The following is a 16,040-nucleotide window of genomic DNA, read 5'->3' as shown; positions in this document are numbered from 1 at the left end:
TGCTTCAATCGTCACATATCAGCTGATATGCCGATGACTGTTACTGCTTTCTATCCACTTGCGAATTTTCTGGGCATCGCCTATCCGTGCATTCTTGCTGAACGAGTCGAGCAATACGATGATCAGCGGCTGCCCACCGACCTCCGCCTGCATCACCAGGCAACGCCCGGCTTCATTGATATAGCCCGTCTTCGACAAACCAATCACCCAGTCGCTATTGCGCACCAGCACATTGCTGTTGACATACTGCAGCGGCGCCCGCGCTCCGTTGACCGGCACGGAATACGAAGTGCTCGTTGAAACATGGCGGATTTCAGGATACTGATAAGCCGCACGCACCATCTTGACCAAGTCTTCGGCTGTAGAAACATTGGCGCTATTAAGCCCTGTCGGGTCCGCAAAACGGGAGTGCAGCATGCCGAGTTGTATTGCCTTGACATTCATGGCGGCAACAAAAGCATCCAGGCCACCCGGATAATGCCGCCCCAGTGCTGAAGCAGCACGATTTTCCGAAGCCATCAGTGCCAGCTGCAGCATTTCAGCCCGGCTCAATGTCGCGCCTATTGGCATACGTGAACCCGTACCCTTGAGAGTATCAATATCCTCCCGTGACACTTTGAGCTTCTCATCCATATCCAGTTGGGCATCCAATACCACCATGGCAGTCATGAGCTTGGTCAAAGAGGCAATCGGGGTAGTAAGATCAATGCCTTTGGCAAAAAGCACCTCACCAGAATCCTGGTTGACAATCATCGCCTTGCTGGAAGCCAGCTGCAAGCCAGTGCCATCGTCCTTGAAAACGCTGGGGCTGGCTGCACCCACTGCGCTGTTGGAACGAATGGTGCTGATAATGCGGCCGCTGGCTTCATTTTTCTTGGCAACGGCAGCCGTGCTCTTTTTCTTTGCGACTACCTTCTTGCTGGCCTTGGTTTTACTCGCAGCCGCTTTTTGCGGCTTTTTCTCAGCAGCATAGGCCACTGCTGGCGGCATGCATAATGCCAGCATGGTCAGTAATAATGTAATTTTACGAATCATGACGCGCCCACCCCGTTCAATGGTCGAGAAGAATATTATCTAAAAAAGTTTGATTTGTCATTAACATAGCAACGGAAGTTTATAAACTTTCTTAATAGTGATCCGTAAAAAAATATGCTGATGCACCGCCCAGCCAAGTTTATGCGAAAATAGCCAAATAATAATCTTCAGAGTTTTTTCATGAAAATCCCAGAGAATCTGCAATATACCGCTGAACATCTATGGATACGCCAGCATGAAGACGGCAGTTGGCTGGCTGGTATCACAGACTATGCCCAGGACTTGCTGGGCGACATCGTGTATGTCGAGGCTCCCCGACCAGGCAGCACAATCAATGCGGGCCAGCCTTGCGGCCTGGTGGAATCAGTCAAGACCGGTTCGGACTTGCATTCCCCACTGGACGGCACAGTCGTTGCCATCAATGAAGCCTTGCAAAGCACACCCGAACAAATCAACGACCATCCTTACGAGGCCTGGATTTTTTCATTCAAGCCGGCAGGTGCAGCTAGCGGCCTGTTAAGCGCAGCAGAATACCAGGCCCTGCTGGGTTAATCGCCCTTTAACGCCTGTATCACACGTTCACGCAAACTGTCGGCCAGCACTTGCTCCACTTCGGCACTGAGCCTGGGAGCCAGTGCTTGTATCTCCTGCGCCAAGGCATCCTTGATCGCCTGCGAGATCAAGGGCTGCATATCTGCAATCACCGCCTCGGCGAGTTCCTGACGTGCCAGAATCAGTTGCGGGTTATCTGCCTCAGGATGGGAAAACAGATGCTCCTGCGGCAGTTCATTGGCTGCCTCATCCACGTCTGCTGGCAAAAACTTGATTCCCGACGTTTGCTGTTCATCCACTTCGGGCGATAACGTCTGCTCTGGGCTACTCTGCGTTGCTGCCTCAGCATCCTCATTCTCGGCATAATAAGGCGCTAGTAACTGCTCGATCTCCACAGCACTGAAGGCATCCGCGCCCTCATAAACGTCAGTCAACACAGGGATATCATCAATAGGCTTCCCCCCGGATGGCTGGGCCGGACGGCTCAGCGCATTGATGCGGCGCAGCACCAGGGCAAGTTCATCTTGAGATTGCTCACTCATGGCTACCTCTTTTCATCATAAAGCGGCCCCACTGACATCAAATGTCCTGACTTCATAACCACGATCACGATAGAACCGATAGCGTTCACGCGCAGCGGCGCGGTCTTCCTCCTCAAGGCCGACAATCTCGATCAATCGCCTGAACCGGCTGAAGAAAGGCGGATGCTGGCTATCCAGGTTAATCAGGATATCGTCGTGCGGCAGTGGATCATGGCGCCAGTCTATGATCACTGGCGTTTCCGCCGCACGAGGATGCGTGGCGTGGCAATGCGGCAGAAAACCTGTGGGCGGATTGCTCCAGAGAAAAACGCCCAGCTGTTCCGCCGCCTGCTGGGTAGGGGCAAGCACCATCAGCTTCCGGCCACGCTGGGTGGCACGACTGCTCAGGCTGGCTACATGCATGGCCTTGTTTTGCACATTAAAGAAGAAATCTACCCTGGTCATGCCGCTTTATTTTCCGGCACGCTGCTTGAGGAATTCAGTCAGCAATGGCACAGGGCGGCCGGTAGCCCCTTTTTCCTTACCCGACTTCCATGCCGTACCGGCAATATCAAGGTGCGCCCAGTCATACTTCTTGGCAAAGCGGGACAGAAAGCAGGCAGCGGTAATGCTGCCGCCTGCACGGCCGCCGATGTTTGCAATATCGGCAAAGTTGCTGTCGAGCTGGCCTTGGTAATCATCCCAGAGCGGCAGGTGCCAGGCACGGTCTTGCGCCTCGTTACCGGCTTCCAGCAGTTCTTCCGCCAGGCTGTCCTTGTTGCTGAACAAGCCGCTGGCATGATGGCCGAGCGCAATCACGCATGCGCCGGTCAGCGTAGCAATATCCACCACGGCCTGCGGCTCGAAACGCTCTGCGTAGGTCAGCGCATCACACAGAATCAGCCGGCCTTCTGCATCGGTATTCAATACCTCGATAGTCTGGCCGGACATACTGGTCAGCACGTCACCCGGGCGCGTTGCATTGCCATCCGGCATGTTTTCACACGTGGGGATGATGCCTACCACGTTGAGCGGCAAACCGAGCTCGGCAATCGTCTTGAACGTACCCAGCACGCTGGCTGCGCCGCACATGTCGTACTTCATTTCGTCCATGTCAGCACCCGGCTTGAGCGAGATGCCGCCGGTATCGAACGTAATCCCCTTGCCCACCAGTACCACCGGCTTCTGGTTTTTCCTGCCTTTTTTGTGCTGCAGCACAATCAGCTTGGGCGGTTGCACGCTGCCCTTGGTCACGCCGAGGAAGGAGCCCATGCCCAGCTTTTCAAGATCGGCTTGCTCCAGCACCTCGACCTGCAAGCCATGGCTCTTGACCAAGGCTTTGGCCTGCTCGGCCAGGTAGGTGGGCGTACAATAATTGGGCGCTAGGTTGCCCAAATCCTTGGCAAAGCTGACACCGGAAGCCAGCGCCTGGCCTTGCTTGAGGCCATCCTCGCCAGCCGCAACATCGGCGCGCTGCGGCACATGCACCTGTAGCTTGGCAATGCCCTTCTTGCTGTGCGCTGGCTTGCTCTTGAAACGGTCAAAGCGGTAAACGCTGTCTTCCGCCACCTCCACCAGTTGAGCAACACGCCAGCTGACATCGCGCTTCTTCACGGGAACTTCAGCGAGGAAAGTGGCAATATCACCCACATCCAGGCTGCCCAAAGCCTTGATGGCAGCACGCAATGCCTGACGATACGCGCGCTCGTTAAGCTCGCGCTCCTTGCCCAGGCCAACCAGCAGTACGCGGCCAGCAGATACACCGGGAACGGAATGCAAAAGCAAGGTAGAGCCCGGCTTGCCGTCAAGATCGCCTGCACGCAGAATATTGCCGAGATAGCCATCGGATACACGATCCAGCGCCTCTGCTGCGGCAGAAAGCTTGCGCGCTTCAAACACCCCGACTACAACGCAATCTTTACGCTGTTTTTCCGGATTACCGCTTTTTATGCTAAATTCCATTCCTTAATATCCTTAAAATTTAAGCCTCTTGAATTATCCCGCGTTTTTGCGGTAAATCAACCTCAATTGCCGAATTTGAACCACTGTCCCATCTAATATGCTCTTCAAACGTTCACTACTGCAAGAGCTAGTCAGCACTGCCATTGGCGGCTTTCTGGTGCTGTTCGGCATTGTCATCGCCCAGCGCGTAGCATATTACATCGGTGTCGCGGCCAAGGGCAGCCTTGCCAGCGATGCCATCAACACCCTGCTGGGCTTCAGCATGCTGAAGTTCCTGCCGATGATGCTGTCCCTCACCCTGTTCCTCGCCGTGCTGCTGACATTATCACGCTGGCACCGGGATAGCGAAATGGTCGTGTGGTTCAGCTCTGGCCAGGGCCTGTCCAGCTGGATCCGCCCGGTGCTGACTTTCGGCCTGCCCGTGATTGTCCTGATTGCATTCCTGAGTCTGTTTGTCACGCCGTGGGCCACCAACAAGGGCGCCGAATTCCGCGACCAGCTGAAAAGTCGTGATGAGCTGGCCTCAATCAGCCCTGGCGTATTCAAGGAATCCCGCCAGGCCGACCGCGTTTTCTTCGTGGAAAGCTTTGATGAGCTGGGCAATATCGTCAAGAATATCTTCGTGCAGTCCATGCAGCACCAGAAACTGGGCATCATCGTCGCCGCGCGCGGCCATCGCGAAACTGCGGAAAATGATGACAATTTCCTGGTCATGCAGAATGGCCGCCGCTATGAAGGCACGCCCCATACCGCAGAGTATTCCATTACCGAATTCGAGCGCTATGCCATCCGCATCGAACCTGCCGAGGTACAGCAACAACTACCCAACACCCAATCCAGAAGCAGCCTGGAGCTTTTTCAGGAACATAGCCCTGACAGCAATGCCGAACTGCAATGGCGGCTGGCTATCCCGATCTCGGCATTTGTACTGATCCTGCTCGCCATTCCCCTGAGCTTTGTCGACCCGCGCTCCGGGCGTTCAGCCAACCTGATGCTGGCCCTGTTGATTTATATCGTCTACAACAATCTGCTCAGCATCATGCAAGCCTGGCTGGCGCAGGGCAAGCTTTCACCCATCATCGGCTTGTGGCCGGTGCATGCATTCTTCCTGCTGTTGACGTTCTGGATGTTCTATCGCCGCCTGTTCCAGTTGCCGTTCCTGCCACGTCTATGGCGTAAGTAACCCGCGATGAAACTACTCAACCGCTACCTCTCCCAGGAAATCATCTCCAGCATCATGCTGATCATGCTGGCGCTGCTGGCCATGTTCTCCTTCTTTGACCTGATCCAGGAGCTGGAAAGCCTGGGCAAGGGCAGCTACGGCATCAGCAAGGTGCTGCTCTACGTATTGCTCAGCGCGCCGGGGCATGTCTATGAGGTTGTACCGGTGGCGGTATTGGTCGGCACCATGTATGCGCTTGGCCAATTCTCCCGCTATTCAGAACTGATTATTCTGCGCGTCAGCGGCATTTCCATCCGCAAGATCGCATTTTCACTGCTGCGGGTAGGGCTGATCTTTGCCATCCTCACTTTTGTGGTGGGTGAATTGATCGCGCCCCTGAGCGAGAAATCCGCCCAGCGCATCCGTATCCAGGCCACGGATTCCGTCGTTGCACAGGATTTCCGTTCCGGCTTGTGGGTCAAGGACGGCACCAGCTTCGTCAATGTGCAGGATGTCATGCCGGATGCCACGCTCATGAACATCCACATCTACGAGTTTGACAACGAGTTTCGCTTGCGCACCATCAGCGATGCCAAGGATGGCCGCTTTGACGGCAAGAACTGGAGCCTGCGCCAGGTAACGCAAACCCACTTTGAAGAGCAGAAAATACGGACCAGCTTCCTCCAGGAAGCCACCTGGCAATCGCTGATCCGCCCGGAACTGCTGAATGTGCTGTTGGTGGTGCCGGAAAAAATGTCGGCCTGGAACCTTTATTTCTATATCAACCACCTGACAAGCAACAAGCAGAAAACCTCGCGCCACCAGATTGCGCTCTGGTCAAAGATGATTTATCCGCTGGCCTGCCTGGTCATGGTTATTTTGGCACTGCCGTTCGGCTTCCTGCAGCAGCGCTCAGGCACGGCGAGCACCAAAATTTTCGCCGGCATCATGCTGGGGATCGTCTATCAGGTATTGAACCGGGTGTTCGTGCACCTGGGGCTGCTCAACGACTGGTCGCCGCTGTTCAGCGCCGTGGTGCCCACACTGCTGTTCATGGCGGCAGGCATCTTCATGCTGTACTGGGTGGAACGTAGATAGCAGGCAGGAAAGACTGCCACGAGATATAAGAGCCGTTAACAAAACTCAGCGAAGCGATTCTGGCTAGGCGATCTGCCGCAGGCAGTACAAGTGGTACGGCAAGGCAGAGCAACAACGCCAGAAGGGTTTTGTTAGCGACTCTAAATCAATCCAGGTCTTCCAGGTCGGTACCAATTTCCGGGTTCTCGCGGCGCAGTGCTTCGCGCTTGGACTCGGGCAAGCGTTGATATTCTTGCCATTTCTTGCGCAACTCGGCTTTCTTCTCGGGCGACAGGTTCTGGTATGCCTGGTACTTCTTACGCGCATTCTCCCGCTCGTAGGGCGTCATGCGGCTCCAATGGGTCAAACGCCTTTGCACACGCTGCTGTTGCTCAGGTGTCATCTTGGAATAGTCGCGCGCAATATCCAGCATCCTCTCCCGCTGCCACGGACGCAGGATATCCCACTCCTGTGCAAGCGGGGCCAGCACCTGGCGTTGGCTTTCGGTAAGCTGGGCCCAGCCCGGCTCATTGGATTCTGTCTCGGCAGCCGCCGTGAAAGCAAGCAATAACAGACCAGCTGCTATTGCTGCTCTAGCCATGAATAAAAACCTTTATCAAGATATGCCTCGGGGGGGAGTTCAGAAGCCAGCAAAAAGGCATCGCCATGTTCGGCGCCGCCATGGCCTGTCAATTGCTGGGTCGCTATAAATGTAAACAAGACAGCCCCTGCCAGGGCCGCCGCTGATAAAGCGCGTTGATGTTGCAGGAAATAGCCGGCAAGCAATGCCACAAAACCATTTCCCATATGCAAACGGCTGCGCGAATTGGCAGCCATCGCGGCCACCGCTCGTCGGCGCGCTTCAGCCAGGCGTTCGGTCACCTCCGGGCTTAGTTTTTCTGTATTTTCGTCCAGTCGCCGGACGATCTCTTTTGCAAATTGTTGTTCCTGATTCATCGCTCGCCCCCAACCTTGTCGAGCATTTCTTTAGCAAAACCGTATTTTTCAAGCGCTGCAGCCAAGGAATGGACTGCGCGAGAACAATGCGTCTTGACGCTGCCTTCCGAACAGCCCATTGCTGCAGCGGTTTCGGCAACATCCATATCTTCCCAGTAACGCATGATAAATGCTTCTCGTTGACGCGCTGGCAGATTTTTTATTGCTGTTTCGATAATCGCGATGGTTTGCTGCTGCTCATACTGCACTTCGGGATCGTCGTGTCCATTTTGCGAAGGCATGGTTTCCAGCGGATCATGCTCGTCATCGTCGTCATGGCTTACGCCAAGCGAAGAAAGCAATGTGGTCCAGACACCGCGTACCTTCTGCCGGCGCCAATAGTCCTTCATCGTGTTCTGCAAGATGCGCTGGAACAGCATGGGATACTCTTCCACAGGGCGGCCTGCATACTTTTCTGCCAGCTTGAGCATGGCATCCTGTACGATATCCATGGCAGCATGATCGTCACGCACGGCATATGCCGTCTGCTTGAATGCCCGACGTTCAACTTGCGCTAGAAAATTGGAAAGTTCCTGTGTGCTTGCCATGAAGGTGATTGGATGCTTGTGATTGCATTTAGTGCCGCGCCACGCATGAACTAGAGCCTGTTTATTGAGTATAACAGGTTTGATTTTGTTACCTTGGCCGCTTTTAGCTACAATCAACCCCATCTCCCACCTACCTGTCAGGCATCATGCTGAAACTGCTATTACTAGCCATCGTATTCTGGTTAATCTACACCATCCTCAAACGCTATCGCTCCAGCGTGGATCAAAAACCACAATCACGCGAAAAACCCGAAGACATGGTGCAATGCGCACACTGCCAGCTACATCTGCCCAGAAGTGAGAGCATCAAGAGCGGGGCACTGCACTATTGTTCAGAGACGCACCGCCAGCAACACCAGCCATGAACCAGCAGTATGCCGCAGGCATCAATGGCCCGGACTTCTGGCGCCCGCTCGCACTGTTCGGTGTTTACCGCGTCCTGCTTGGCATTATTTTCCTCGCATCCTATTTCCTGTTGCAGGATACCCCCATCTGGCTTAACTATAACCCCACCTTATACCTCAGCCTCTCTCTGGCTTACCTGGGCTTCGGCGGCCTGGCCGTATGCCTGAATATCCTACGCAGACCCAGCTTCGGCCACCAGCTTTCCCTGCTTACTCTGGTCGATATTGGCTTTATCATTCTGCTCATGTATGCCAGTGGCGGCATCAAAAGCGGCCTGGGACTGCTGCTGATCATCACGATTGCGGCCGCCAGCCTGATCAGCCAGGGGCGGTTGGCGTTGTTTTATGCCGCTATTGCCAGCATAGGGCTATTGCTGGAACAGTCCTACCAGATGTTGCTCTGGAACGAGAGTTTCGGCGATTACTCCCACGCCGCCATGCTAAGCATCAGCTGTTTTGCCACTGCCTGGCTGGCACATAGCTTTAGCAAACGGGCCAGCCTGCATGCCCAGCTCGCCTCGCAACGTGGCATCGACCTGGAAAACCTTGCCCAGGTCAACCAGCTGATTACCCAGGAAATGGACGACGGCGTACTGGTAGTGGACCATGCGCTCATCCTACGCCATCGAAACCGGCAGGCGGATTTTCTTCTGGGGACTGAAGCCAATGCCCGCAATAACCAGCCATTAAAAGAATATGCACCAGAGCTGGCCGAGCTATTGCAACACTGGCAACAGCATGGCAAGGGCAAACAGCAAGGCTTGATCAAGCTCAGCCTGATCAAGCGGGACTTGCGGCTAAAGCTCATGCCGGTCGGTGGCAGCTATGCACAAGGGACAGTGGTCTTTATCGAAGACTGGAGCCAGCTGCAAACCCAGGCACAGCAACTCAAGCTCGCAGCGCTTGGCCGCCTGACAGCCAATATCGCCCACGAGATCCGCAACCCCTTGAGCGCCATCAGCCACGCAACCCAGCTCTTGCAGGAAGACGAGTCGCATGATCCCGCCAGCCAGCGCATGCTGCAGATCATCAGCGACAATGTGCAGCGCATGGAGCAGATGATCAAGGACGTACTGGAACTCAACCGGCGCGACCGCACCAAGCAGCAGGAAATCCGCCTGGCCGACTTCCTGCGCGAATTTCATGACCAGTTCTACCAGGTGGAGAAAATCCCTCCGCAAGGATTTGTGCTGGACACGGAGGACCTGGAACCCACCATCACCTTCGATCACCGACACCTGCACCAGGTGCTGTGGAACCTGTGCCGCAATGGTTGGCGTCATAGCCGGCAACGTGATGGCAGCCTGACATTGTCGCTGCGCAGCGAGCCGCAGCAATGGCTGATCGAAATCCGCGATGACGGCAACGGCATTCCCGAAAGCGCCCTTGCCCACCTGTTCGAGCCTTTCTTCACGACAGAGAGTACTGGCACCGGGCTTGGCCTTTATATCGCACGAGAACTATGCGAAGCTAACGGGGCAACCATAGAGCATGTTGCCGTTGCGCAAGGTTGCGCATTTGTTATCCACCTCGAGAAAACCGAATCTGCATGAGTGCTTTTCCCGCCTGCCTGGTCGTCGATGATGAAACCGATATCCGCGAACTCCTGGTACTCACCCTGGAACGCATGGATATCCGCGCAGACAGCGCGAGCAACCTCACTGAAGCCCGCCACCTGCTTGAAAACACCCAATATGACCTATGCCTGACCGACATGCGCCTGCCCGATGGCAGCGGCCTGGACCTGGTCAAGCATATCGCTCAGCAATACCCAGGCCTGCCGGTCGCGGTGATTACCGCCTATGGCAGCGCGGAAAATGCCGTCTCCGCGCTCAAGGCAGGCGCATTCGACTACCTCACCAAACCCATCTCGCTCAAGCAATTGCGCCCCTTGGTGCAGTCGGCGCTCAAATTATCGGCAAGCGGGCAAACCGATACTGCCAATGACACATTGACCATGATAGGCACCAGCGCGGCCATCAGGCAGGTGCGCAGCATGATAGAAAAACTATCGCGCAGCCAGGCGCCTGTGTATATCAGCGGCGAATCCGGCAGCGGCAAGGAACTGGCGGCAAGGCTCATCCACCAGAATAGCTCGCGCCGGGATGAACCTTTTATTGCCGTCAACTGTGGCGCCATTCCGGAAAACCTCATGGAAAGCGAGTTCTTCGGCCATAAGAAAGGCGCATTCACGGGCGCGACCCATGATAAGGAAGGCATGTTCCATGCCGCCAAGGGCGGCACATTGTTCCTGGATGAAGTTGCCGACCTGCCGCTGGCAATGCAAGTCAAGCTGCTGCGCGCGATCCAGGAAAAGAAAGTGCGCATGGTCGGCGGCACACAAGAGGAAAGCGTGGATGTCCGCATCATCAGCGCCACGCACAAAAACCTGGCCGTGCTCATGGAACGGGGCGAGTTCCGCCAGGATCTTTACTATCGCCTCAATGTGATTGAACTCAAGATGCCCGCGCTGCGCGAAATGCAGGAAGATATTCCGCTATTGGTCAACGCGCTGCTTGCCAAGCAATGCCGTGAAGAAGGGCGCGCCATCCCAACAATATCGCCCGAAGCCAGCCAGATGCTGGCAAGACATAGCTTCCCGGGCAATGTGCGCGAACTGGAAAATGTACTCGAACGCGCACTGGCCCTGTGTGACGACGCCAGCATTACAGCGGATGATCTCCTGCTGGATCAAGACTCCACCGGCAGCAGTTCTCCCGGGCTGCTGCTTGAAGATGAAGGCCTGCCATTGCCCGATTACCTGGAGCAACTGGAAAAGCAAGCCATCCTCAATGCCTTGGAGAAAACCCAGCACAACAAGACTGCGGCAGCCAAGCTGCTGGGCGTCAGCTTCAGGACTTTCCGCTACCGTCTGAGCAAGCTCGGGCTCAGCAAGGACAACGACTGAATGCCGATGGATCAGGCGCTTTCGATTGACCAGCAAGGCCTGGTGGCAGAAGCCGAATTCATCGCCTCACCAAACTTCGACGCACGCCCAGCGGGTAGCGAAATCTGCCTGATCGTCATCCATAACATCAGCCTGCCACCGGGAAAATACGGCGGCCCAGGCATCAGCGAGCTATTCACCAACCGCCTGAATCCGCATGCGCATCCCTATTACGCGGAAATTCACCAGCTACGGGTGTCCTCGCATTTCGTCATCCGGCGTGATGGCGCCCTGCAACAGTTCGTCCCCTGTGAGGCCCGCGCCTGGCATGCCGGCGTATCAAGCTGGCAGGGCCGTGAGCGCTGCAATGATTTTTCCATTGGCATAGAACTGGAAGGCAGCGATTTCGAACCCTTCGCCACGGCCCAATACACAGTGCTGCAAGCCTTGCTCAAGCTATTAGTTTCGCACTACCCCATCCGCGATATCGTCGGACACTCCGATATCGCGCCAGGCCGCAAGACTGACCCAGGCCCGCATTTCAACTGGAAAATGCTGGCCGGCCTCAAGCTGGATATGGCAAAAAATGGTTAATCCGGTATAGACTGCTGAATTTAAAGCATGAAGCAACAGAGTTGCTCTTAAAACAGCAGCGTTAAGCTGGTTAGAGGAGCCAGCGTATGCTTGGTATTCATCAGGAAAACTAGAATAAATGTCAGCTTATCATTTGGGGACGGGCGCGCTGCTAGTCATGCTCACCGCATTTACCAGCGCTTGCAGCAAACAGGAAGACACCGCAAGACAAGGCCCATTGCCGCCGCTGGTCAGCGTTGCCAATGTCGAGACCATCCGGCTCGAAATCCGCGAACAGTCTATCGGCACACTGGAAGGGATCATGGACCCCACCGTTTCCGCTGAGGTCCCGGCACGGGTACTCAAAATACTTGCCCGGCCAGGCCAGGTGGTGAAAAAGGGTGAAGTGATCGCCCTGCTCGACCCGCAAGACTATACCTTGCAGCAACAAGAGGCTGAAAGCGAGGTGGCCCGGCTGGAAGCGCTGTTGCTCAACCAAGAGCGCAATGTAGAGCGCAACCAGAAGCTGGTGGAAAAGAATTTCATCTCGCAAAATGCGCTCGACGAACTTGAAACCCAGAAAATCGCCTTGAAACGCCAGCTGGAAGGTGCCCGTTCCCGCCTGGCCACCATTACGCATAACAGCAGCAAGACACGCCTGCTTTCGCCCATAGACGGCAAGGTTGAAAAGCAGATCGTCTCTCCTGGCGACTATGTCAAGGTGGGCGACCCCATCCTGCAAATCATCAGCAACCAGCGCTTGCGCGCGCATCTGCCGTTTCCGGAAAACCTTGGCAGCAAGCTGAAACCCGGCCTCAAAGTCAGGCTGAAAACACCGACTTCGGACGAAGAAGCAGAAGGCGTATTGCGTGAATTCAAGCCCGTGATCGGCAGCACCAACCGCGCCATCGACGTACTAGTGGATATCGTCGACCAGCACGGCTGGCAATCCGGCGCCAGCGTCACAGGCAACATCATCCTTGGCGAGCACGCATCTGCCTTGGTGGTGCCGGAACAAAGCGTGGTGCTGCGCCCAGCCGGCGAAGTGGTATATGTAATTGAAGACGAAGTGGCCCACCAGCGCATCGTCAAGACCGGCATGTACCAGGATGGTCGCATCCAGATCCTCGAAGGCCTGAAAGCCGGTGAAACCGTGGCCGTGGATGGCGCGGCCTTCCTCACCGACCAGATCCGCGTACAAGTCCAGGCCCTGGCGCAACAGGCACAGCCATGACCTTGCCGGAAATATCGATCAAGCGCCATGTGCTGGCGTGGATGGTGTCCGGCCTGCTGGTGCTGCTCGGCATCATCAGCTATCAGCGCATCGGTATAGACCGCCTGCCCTACATTGAATTTCCCATCATCTCGATCACCACCACGCAGCAAGGCGCCAACCCGGATATCGTCGATGCCAGCATTACCAGTATCCTCGAATCTTCCGTCAACACTACGCCAGGCATAGAGCACATCCAGTCCTCCTCCTCGCCTGGCGTTTCCGTTATCACGATTACTTTTGGCCTGGAAAAGAACATCGATGTGGCCTATAACGAGGTGCAATCCAAGGTCAACGAAGTCTTGCGCCGCCTGCCTGACGATGCCGACCCGCCGCAAGTGCAGAAGGTGGAAACCAATGCCCAGCCCATCATGTGGCTTGCCCTGCGCGGCGACCGTACCGCGCAGCAGCTTAATCTTTATGGCTCCAATGTCCTGAAGAAGAAACTCGAAACCATCAACGGCATAGGCGAGGTGCGGCTGGGCGGGCGCCGCGACCGTACCATTCGCATTAACGTGCTGCCTGAGCGCATGGCGGCCTACAACCTGACTGCGACTGATCTGATCGACGCGTTCAAACGCGAGCACGTGCAGCTCCCAGGTGGCTTCCTGGTCGGCAACAACGCTGAATACCTCATGAAGCTGGACCTTGAATTCCACAACCTGCGTGACATGGCCGAGATGATAGTCGCTTATCGTGATGAAGCCTCCATCAAGCTCAAGGATGTCGCCGAGCTGGAAGACAGCATTGCCGATTACCGACAGCTCGGACGCTTCAATGGCACCCCATCATTGGGGTTGGGTATTATCAAGGTATCCAATGCCAACACCGTCGCCATCATCAATGAAGTGCTGCACAGGCTGGATACGGAAATACGCCCCAGCCTGCCGCCGGGCATGACGCTGGATATTTCCACCAACGATGCGCTGTTCATTGAGGAAATCGTCGGCGCATTGCAGGAACACCTGGTGGAAGGCACATTGCTGGCCGCGTTTATCGTCTGGCTATTCCTGCGCTCGGTGCGCTCCACGCTCATCATCGCCACCGCCATTCCGGTATCGCTGCTCGGCTCGGTCGCGGTCATGTATTTTTCCGGCTTCACCTTCAACACCATGACCTTGCTGGCGTTGCTGCTGCTGATTGGCGTAGTGGTGGATGACGCCATTGTCGTGCTGGAGAATATCTACCGGCACCTGAACATGCGCAGCCAGGAAACAAATGCCGACCCTAGCGCCGTTGCACGCACCGCCGCCATCACCGGCAGCCGTGAAGTGGCTTTTGCCGTAATTGCCGCCACCTTCTCGCTCGTATGTATTTTCGCGCCGGTGATTTTCATGGATGGCATCATCGGCAAGTTCTTCAAATCCTTCGCCGTGGTCGTCACCTTTGGCGTACTGGTTTCGCTGCTGGTCTCACTCACGCTCACTCCCATGCTGTGTTCGCGCTACCTCAAGGCCCATGAACCTACAGGCCGCTTCTATGGCTGGCTTAGTCGCATGTTCAACGCCATGGACCATGTCTATGGCCGCATGCTGGCATGGGCCTTGGACCATCGCTGGAAAGTCATGCTGCTGACTGTGCTGGTCGTGGTTTTCAGCAGTTTCTTCTTTGACAAGGTGCAAAAAGAATTCATCCCGGATTCGGACGAAGGACGTTTCATGATCTCCTTCCGCACACCGCTAGGTTCCAGCATTGAATATACAAACAGCCGCCTCAAGGAAATTGAAACCATATTGCGGCGTTACGACAAGCAGATTGCCAGCTATTTCAGCTCTATCGGGATCGGCGCCCAGGGACAGGTTAACAAGGGCACGGTCAGCATCCGCCTCAAGGACAGGCGCGAACGCAGCATGAGCCAGCAGGCATTGATCCATGCCATGCGCAGCGAGCTGGACAGGATTCCCGGCGTACGCGCGTTCCCGGTGCCTGTCGCCATCATCGGCGGCCAGCGCTCAGAAAAACTGCAATTCAACATCACCGGCCCAAACCTGGAACAGGTCAGCCAGTTGGGCAAAACCATGCAGCGCAAGCTGGGTGAAACCCCGGGAATCGGCAAGGTCGACCTCGATCTTGACCTCGACCTGCCGCAGCTCACCATGCAAGTGGACCGCATACGCGCTGCCAGCCTCGGACTTTCCGCCAGCAACATTGCCACGGCGCTCAACCTGTACACCGGCGGCATCGACATTGCCGATTTCAACGACGAGCCCGGCGACGGGCAACGCTACGAAATTCGCCTCAAGGCCAAAGAAGGCAGTTTGCAGCACCCGGACGACCTGAAGAAAATCTACCTGCGCAGTGGCAGCGGCGAACTGGTACGCCTGGACAGCGTCGCCAGCTTCAAGCAGACGTTGGGCGCAGCCGTGATCGGACGCTTCGACCTGCAATATGCCGCCAGCCTATACAGCAACCCCATCATGCCATTGGGCGACGCCATACAGCTCGTGCGCGAATATGCCGCAGAAATCCTGCCCCCCGGTTACCGGCTCAACCTGACCGGCCAGGCCGAGGAAATGCAGAAAACCGTATCCAGCATGCTGTTTGCCTTTGGCCTCGCCCTCACCCTGCTTTACATGGTGCTTGCCAGCCAATTCAACTCATTCCTGCAACCCTTCATCATCATGCTGGCGCAACCGCTCGCCATCATCGGCGGCGTGTTTGCGCTTTGGGTGACCGGCAATTCGCTCAACATCTTCTCCATGATCGGCCTCGTGCTGCTGATCGGCCTAGTGGCCAAGAACTCCATCCTGCTGATCGACCTCACCAACCAGTTGCGTGATGAAGGCAAGAACGTTGACGCTGCCCTGCGCGAAGCCTGCCCCATCCGCCTACGCCCCGTGCTTATGACCTCGCTCACCATCATCCTCGCCCTGCTCCCCGCCGCATTCGGCCTGGGCGCGGGTGCCGAAACCAACGGTCCGCTCTCCATTGCGGTGATCGGCGGCATGATCTCCTCCACCTTGCTCACCCTGGTAGTAGTGCCTGCAGCTTATTCTTTGGTGATGAATGCGCGGAACAGGCGTAGTGATTATTCTGGCTATCATTGAGCC

Annotated in this window: 16 protein-coding genes; 9 read left to right on the top strand and 7 right to left on the bottom strand. The window is 55.9% G+C overall.

Annotation, left to right across the window (positions count from 1 at the left end; all coding sequences use genetic code 11):
- Positions 1-18: 18 nt before the first annotated feature.
- Complete coding sequence (gene pbpG, locus LG198_RS05855) at positions 19-1,035, bottom strand: D-alanyl-D-alanine endopeptidase (protein WP_230342247.1); 1,017 nt, start codon at positions 1,033-1,035, stop codon at positions 19-21.
- A gap of 180 nt (positions 1,036-1,215) precedes the next feature.
- Here pbpG and gcvH point away from each other — a divergent pair, with 180 nt between their 5' ends.
- Positions 1,216-1,587, top strand: coding sequence for a glycine cleavage system protein GcvH (gene gcvH / locus LG198_RS05850; protein ID WP_230342246.1), 372 nt, complete (start codon positions 1,216-1,218; stop codon positions 1,585-1,587).
- Here the strand turns inward: gcvH and LG198_RS05845 are convergent.
- From LG198_RS05845 to LG198_RS05835, 3 genes are read right to left on the bottom strand one after another with little or no spacing between them, the layout of a single operon-like run.
- A complete protein-coding gene (locus LG198_RS05845) occupies positions 1,584-2,129 on the bottom strand; it encodes a hypothetical protein (protein WP_230342245.1) in 546 nt (181 codons plus the stop codon). The two genes, gcvH and LG198_RS05845, sit on opposite strands and share 4 nt — an antisense overlap.
- A 15-nt stretch (positions 2,130-2,144) precedes the next feature.
- A complete protein-coding gene (locus tag LG198_RS05840) occupies positions 2,145-2,573 on the bottom strand; it encodes a DNA polymerase III subunit chi (RefSeq protein ID WP_230342244.1) in 429 nt (142 codons plus the stop codon).
- A 6-nt stretch (positions 2,574-2,579) separates the two neighbouring features.
- Positions 2,580-4,070 carry a leucyl aminopeptidase gene (locus tag LG198_RS05835; protein ID WP_230342243.1) on the bottom strand — a complete coding sequence of 497 codons (1,491 nt, stop codon included), beginning with the start codon at positions 4,068-4,070 and terminating at the stop codon, positions 2,580-2,582.
- 97 nt (positions 4,071-4,167) lie between these two features.
- Here LG198_RS05835 and lptF point away from each other — a divergent pair, with 97 nt between their 5' ends.
- Together lptF and lptG are read left to right on the top strand one after the other, a co-directional pair.
- Complete coding sequence (lptF, locus tag LG198_RS05830) at positions 4,168-5,253, top strand: LPS export ABC transporter permease LptF (protein ID WP_230342242.1); 1,086 nt, start codon at positions 4,168-4,170, stop codon at positions 5,251-5,253.
- Between the two features lie 6 nt (positions 5,254-5,259).
- A complete protein-coding gene (gene lptG / locus LG198_RS05825; protein ID WP_230342241.1) occupies positions 5,260-6,330 on the top strand; it encodes an LPS export ABC transporter permease LptG in 1,071 nt (356 codons plus the stop codon).
- A gap of 145 nt (positions 6,331-6,475) precedes the next feature.
- Here lptG and LG198_RS05820 read toward each other — a convergent pair whose 3' ends face one another.
- From LG198_RS05820 to LG198_RS05810, 3 genes are read right to left on the bottom strand one after another with little or no spacing between them, the layout of a single operon-like run.
- Entirely contained in the window at positions 6,476-6,910 is a 435-nt protein-coding gene (locus LG198_RS05820; protein WP_230342240.1) for a DUF3106 domain-containing protein, read from the bottom strand.
- Positions 6,892-7,266 carry a DUF3619 family protein gene (locus LG198_RS05815; protein ID WP_230342239.1) on the bottom strand — a complete coding sequence of 125 codons (375 nt, stop codon included), beginning with the start codon at positions 7,264-7,266 and terminating at the stop codon, positions 6,892-6,894. The genes LG198_RS05820 and LG198_RS05815 overlap by 19 nt, the downstream gene beginning before the upstream one ends.
- On the bottom strand, positions 7,263-7,853 hold the full coding sequence (locus LG198_RS05810; protein ID WP_230342238.1) for an RNA polymerase sigma factor: 591 nt from the start codon (positions 7,851-7,853) through the stop codon (positions 7,263-7,265). The genes LG198_RS05815 and LG198_RS05810 overlap by 4 nt, the downstream gene beginning before the upstream one ends.
- Before the next feature lie 146 nt (positions 7,854-7,999).
- Here LG198_RS05810 and LG198_RS05805 point away from each other — a divergent pair, with 146 nt between their 5' ends.
- The 6 genes from LG198_RS05805 to LG198_RS05780 all read left to right on the top strand — a co-directional run bounded on the left by LG198_RS05805 (position 8,000) and on the right by LG198_RS05780 (position 16,037).
- Positions 8,000-8,218: a PP0621 family protein gene (locus LG198_RS05805; protein WP_230342237.1), complete on the top strand. Its 219-nt coding sequence runs from the start codon at positions 8,000-8,002 to the stop codon at positions 8,216-8,218.
- Positions 8,215-9,810: a sensor histidine kinase gene (locus tag LG198_RS05800; protein ID WP_230342236.1), complete on the top strand. Its 1,596-nt coding sequence runs from the start codon at positions 8,215-8,217 to the stop codon at positions 9,808-9,810. The genes LG198_RS05805 and LG198_RS05800 overlap by 4 nt, the downstream gene beginning before the upstream one ends.
- Complete coding sequence (locus tag LG198_RS05795; protein ID WP_230342235.1) at positions 9,807-11,165, top strand: sigma-54-dependent transcriptional regulator; 1,359 nt, start codon at positions 9,807-9,809, stop codon at positions 11,163-11,165. The genes LG198_RS05800 and LG198_RS05795 overlap by 4 nt, the downstream gene beginning before the upstream one ends.
- Before the next feature lie 6 nt (positions 11,166-11,171).
- A complete protein-coding gene (gene ampD / locus LG198_RS05790) occupies positions 11,172-11,738 on the top strand; it encodes a 1,6-anhydro-N-acetylmuramyl-L-alanine amidase AmpD (protein ID WP_230342289.1) in 567 nt (188 codons plus the stop codon).
- Between the two features lie 118 nt (positions 11,739-11,856).
- Positions 11,857-12,951 (top strand): efflux RND transporter periplasmic adaptor subunit, encoded by a 1,095-nt coding sequence (locus LG198_RS05785; protein WP_230342234.1) that lies wholly within the window; start codon positions 11,857-11,859, stop codon positions 12,949-12,951.
- Complete coding sequence (locus LG198_RS05780; RefSeq protein ID WP_230342233.1) at positions 12,948-16,037, top strand: efflux RND transporter permease subunit; 3,090 nt, start codon at positions 12,948-12,950, stop codon at positions 16,035-16,037. The genes LG198_RS05785 and LG198_RS05780 overlap by 4 nt, the downstream gene beginning before the upstream one ends.
- Positions 16,038-16,040: the final 3 nt, after the last annotated feature.

Origin of the sequence: Methylobacillus arboreus (genome assembly GCF_020532725.1) — a bacterium.
GTDB lineage: Bacteria > Pseudomonadota > Gammaproteobacteria > Burkholderiales > Methylophilaceae > Methylobacillus > Methylobacillus arboreus.
The sequence above is the reverse complement of the archived record's forward strand: the minus strand, read 5'-3'. Positions and strand labels throughout refer to the sequence as shown.

Bases quoted from the DNA above. Each gene is read 5' to 3' on its own strand.
- pbpG (WP_230342247.1), bottom strand. From the start codon at position 1,035: ATGATTCGTAAAATTACATTATTACTGACCATGCTGGCATTATGCATG.
- gcvH (WP_230342246.1), top strand. From the start codon at position 1,216: ATGAAAATCCCAGAGAATCTGCAATATACCGCTGAACATCTATGGATA.
- LG198_RS05845 (WP_230342245.1), bottom strand. From the start codon at position 2,129: ATGAGTGAGCAATCTCAAGATGAACTTGCCCTGGTGCTGCGCCGCATC.
- LG198_RS05840 (WP_230342244.1), bottom strand. From the start codon at position 2,573: ATGACCAGGGTAGATTTCTTCTTTAATGTGCAAAACAAGGCCATGCAT.
- LG198_RS05835 (WP_230342243.1), bottom strand. From the start codon at position 4,070: ATGGAATTTAGCATAAAAAGCGGTAATCCGGAAAAACAGCGTAAAGAT.
- lptF (WP_230342242.1), top strand. From the start codon at position 4,168: ATGCTCTTCAAACGTTCACTACTGCAAGAGCTAGTCAGCACTGCCATT.
- lptG (WP_230342241.1), top strand. From the start codon at position 5,260: ATGAAACTACTCAACCGCTACCTCTCCCAGGAAATCATCTCCAGCATC.
- LG198_RS05820 (WP_230342240.1), bottom strand. From the start codon at position 6,910: ATGGCTAGAGCAGCAATAGCAGCTGGTCTGTTATTGCTTGCTTTCACG.
- LG198_RS05815 (WP_230342239.1), bottom strand. From the start codon at position 7,266: ATGAATCAGGAACAACAATTTGCAAAAGAGATCGTCCGGCGACTGGAC.
- LG198_RS05810 (WP_230342238.1), bottom strand. From the start codon at position 7,853: ATGGCAAGCACACAGGAACTTTCCAATTTTCTAGCGCAAGTTGAACGT.
- LG198_RS05805 (WP_230342237.1), top strand. From the start codon at position 8,000: ATGCTGAAACTGCTATTACTAGCCATCGTATTCTGGTTAATCTACACC.
- LG198_RS05800 (WP_230342236.1), top strand. From the start codon at position 8,215: ATGAACCAGCAGTATGCCGCAGGCATCAATGGCCCGGACTTCTGGCGC.
- LG198_RS05795 (WP_230342235.1), top strand. From the start codon at position 9,807: ATGAGTGCTTTTCCCGCCTGCCTGGTCGTCGATGATGAAACCGATATC.
- ampD (WP_230342289.1), top strand. From the start codon at position 11,172: ATGGATCAGGCGCTTTCGATTGACCAGCAAGGCCTGGTGGCAGAAGCC.
- LG198_RS05785 (WP_230342234.1), top strand. From the start codon at position 11,857: ATGTCAGCTTATCATTTGGGGACGGGCGCGCTGCTAGTCATGCTCACC.
- LG198_RS05780 (WP_230342233.1), top strand. From the start codon at position 12,948: ATGACCTTGCCGGAAATATCGATCAAGCGCCATGTGCTGGCGTGGATG.